This window comes from Falsirhodobacter sp. 20TX0035, assembly GCF_028307215.1.
Classification (GTDB): Bacteria; Pseudomonadota; Alphaproteobacteria; order Rhodobacterales; family Rhodobacteraceae; genus Falsirhodobacter.
This window is the reverse complement of the sequence record NZ_JAQMHV010000029.1, coordinates 2,501-5,704: the sequence shown is the minus strand read 5'-3', so window position 1 is coordinate 5,704 and position 3,204 is coordinate 2,501. Positions and strand designations below refer to the sequence as shown.

The 3,204-nt window shown below is 54.9% G+C and carries 1 tRNA gene and 2 rRNA genes (1 of these 3 running past the window's edge); all 3 read right to left on the bottom strand.

The features are described 5' to 3' along the window. Position 1: 1 nt before the first annotated feature. Positions 2-78: transfer RNA gene (locus PIJ50_RS16275), tRNA-Met, on the bottom strand. Positions 79-159: 81 nt separating this feature from the next. Then, positions 160-274, bottom strand: a 5S ribosomal RNA gene (gene rrf / locus PIJ50_RS16270). Positions 275-387: 113 nt separating this feature from the next. Further along, positions 388-3,204 (bottom strand): 23S ribosomal RNA (locus tag PIJ50_RS16265); it runs 11 nt beyond the window's last position.

Sequence of the window (3,204 nt, the reverse complement as noted above, 5' to 3'; positions counted from 1 at the left end):
TTGGTTGCGGGAGCAGGATTTGAACCTGCGACCTTCAGGTTATGAGCCTGACGAGCTACCGGGCTGCTCCATCCCGCGACGGTTGCGCGAGCGTTGGTTTGCTGCGCTGGTATTTTTATCCTGGGAGGGTTTTGTTCGGAGAGTTGGGGTTCTTTTCAGGTTTGGCGGTGACCTACTCTCCCACGTCTTGAGACGCAGTACCATTGGCGCGACGGCACTTAACGGCCGAGTTCGGGATGGGATCGGGTGTTTTGCTCGTGCTATGACCACCAAACCGGAGAAGAACCCTGTCCCTGACCGAGGTCAGGGAGGTTTCACAACATCAGGGACACGTTGAGTGTCGCTTGTTCAAGTCGGTGTTTGCTTTTGATCCTGCTGTTTCTGGATCAAATCAAGCCTATCGGGCAATTAGTACCGGTCAACTGAACGCGTTACCGCGCTTACATCTCCGGCCTATCGACGTGGTGGTCTTCCACGGCCCTCAAGGGAGACCTTGTTTTGAAGGGGGCTTCCCGCTTAGATGCCTTCAGCGGTTATCCTGTCCGAACATAGCTACCCAGCACTGCCGTTGGCACGACAACTGGTCCACCAGTGGTTCGTTCACCCCGGTCCTCTCGTACTAGGGGCAACTCTTCTCAAGTCTCCTACACCCACGGCAGATAGGGACCGAACTGTCTCACGACGTTCTAAACCCAGCTCACGTACCTCTTTAAATGGCGAACAGCCATACCCTTGGGACCTGCTCCAGCCCCAGGATGAGATGAGCCGACATCGAGGTGCCAAACGATGCCGTCGATATGGACTCTTGGGCATCATCAGCCTGTTATCCCCAGAGTACCTTTTATCCGTTGAGCGATGGCCCTCCCACTTGGGACCACCGGATCACTATGGCCGACTTTCGTCTCTGCTCGACGTGTCAGTCTTGCAGTCAGGCTGGCTTCTGCCATTGCACTCAACGACCGATTTCCGACCGGTCTGAGCCAACCTTCGCGCGCCTCCGTTACGATTTGGGAGGCGACCGCCCCAGTCAAACTACCCACCACGCAGGGTCCCGGATCCGGATGACGGACCGCGGTTAGACATCAAGAGTGCGAAGGGTGGTATCTCAAGGATGGCTCCACGGGAACTGGCGTCCCCGCTTCGATGCCTACCACCTATCCTGCACATCACAATCCTGATGCCAGTGCGAAGCTATAGTAAAGGTTCATGGGGTCTTTCCGTCTAACCGCGGGAAGTGTGCATCTTGACACACAGTTCAATTTCGCTGAGTCCACATCAGAGACAGCGGGGAGATCGTTACGCCATTCGTGCAGGTCGGAACTTACCCGACAAGGAATTTCGCTACCTTAGGACCGTTATAGTTACGGCCGCCGTTTACTGGGGCTTCAATTCAGAGCTTGCACCCCTCCTTTTAACCTTCCAGCACCGGGCAGGCGTCAGACTGTATACGTCGCCTTGCGGCTTCGCACAGCCCTATGTTTTAAGTAAACAGTCGCCACCCCCTGGTTTGTGCCCCCCACACACACTTGCGTGCACGTGGGGCCTCCTTCTCGCGAACTTACGGAGGTATTTTGCCGAGTTCCTTTGATGTGGTTCTCTCAAGCGCCTTGGTATTCTCTACCAGTCCACCTGTGTCGGTTTAGGGTACGGTCTCATGGAGGGCTATTTCCAGGAACCTCTGAGCGGCCAGATCAATCCGATAAGACCTGACAACCTTCGAGATCCGTCACTTCCTCCTGGCCCAGGAATATTAACCTGGTTCCCATCGACTACGCCTTTCGGCCTCGCCTTAGGGGCCGGCTTACCCTGCTCAGATTAGCTTTAAGCAGGAACCCTTGGACTTTCGGCGACAGGGTCTCTCACCCTGTTTGTCGCTACTCATGTCAACATTCTCGCTTCTGATCTCTCCACCGGATGCCTTACAGCCCGGCTTCACAGAAAGAACATTGTCTGCGCTGACCGAGGTCAGAACAGACAGCGTTCTATATCACAGAACGCTCCGCTACCACGCACATCGCTGTGCATCCTGAGCTTCGGCTCGTGGTTTGAGCCCCGTTACATCTTCGCCGCAGGACAGCTTATCTAGACCAGTGAGCTGTTACGCTATCTTTAAAGGATGGCTGCTTCTAAGCCAACCTCCTGGTTGTTTTGGCCGTCCCACATGCTTTCCCACTTAACCACGAATTAGGGGCCTTAGCTGCAGGTCAGGGTTGTTTCCCTCTTCACGACGGACGTTAGCACCCGCCGTGTGTCTCCCGGATAGTACTCTGCGGTATTCGGAGTTTGCTTAGACTCAGTAAGGCTGTGGGCCCCCATCATCCATGCAGTGCTCTACCCCCGCAGGTATTCGTCCGAGGCGCTACCTAAATAGCTTTCGCGGAGAACCAGCTATCTCCAGGTTTGATTGGCCTTTCACCCCTAGCCACAAGTCATCCAGACCCTTTTCAACGGGTGTTGGTTCGGACCTCCAGTACGTGTTACCGTACCTTCATCCTGCTCATGGCTAGATCACCTGGTTTCGGGTCTGATCCAACGAACTCATGCGCCCTTTTAAGACTCGCTTTCGCTGCGCCTACACCTAGCGGCTTAAGCTTGCTCGTTAGACCAAGTCGTTGACCCATTATACAAAAGGTACGCCGTCAGGGCTGATGCCCCTCCGACTGCTTGTAGGCGTCCGGTTTCAGGTACTGTTTCACTCCCCTCGTCGGGGTGCTTTTCACCTTTCCCTCACGGTACTGGTTCGCTATCGGTCAGTAAGGAGTACTTAGCCTTCGGGGGTGGTCCCCCGATCTTCAGACAGGATTTCACGTGTCCCGCCCTACTTAATACGTCCCATCAGACTTCCTGTACGGGGCTGTCACCCTGTGTCGCTGCGCTTTCCAGCGCATTCCAGTCATCCTCAAGGCTCGGCTGGTCCGCGTTCGCTCGCCACTACTAACGGAGTCTCTATTGATGTCCTTTCCTCCGGGTACTTAGATGTTTCAGTTCCCCGGGTTCGCTCTAAAACCCCTATGTATTCAGGATTAAAGTACCTGGTTTTGCCCGCTGTTGACTGCCCGAAGGCAACAACAACGAACAATCAGGTGGGTTTCCCCATTCGGAGATCCATGGATCAAAGCCTATTCCCGGCTCCCCATGGCTTAACGCAGGGTATCACGTCCTTCATCGCCTCTTACTGCCTAGGCATCCACCAAACGCCCTTTT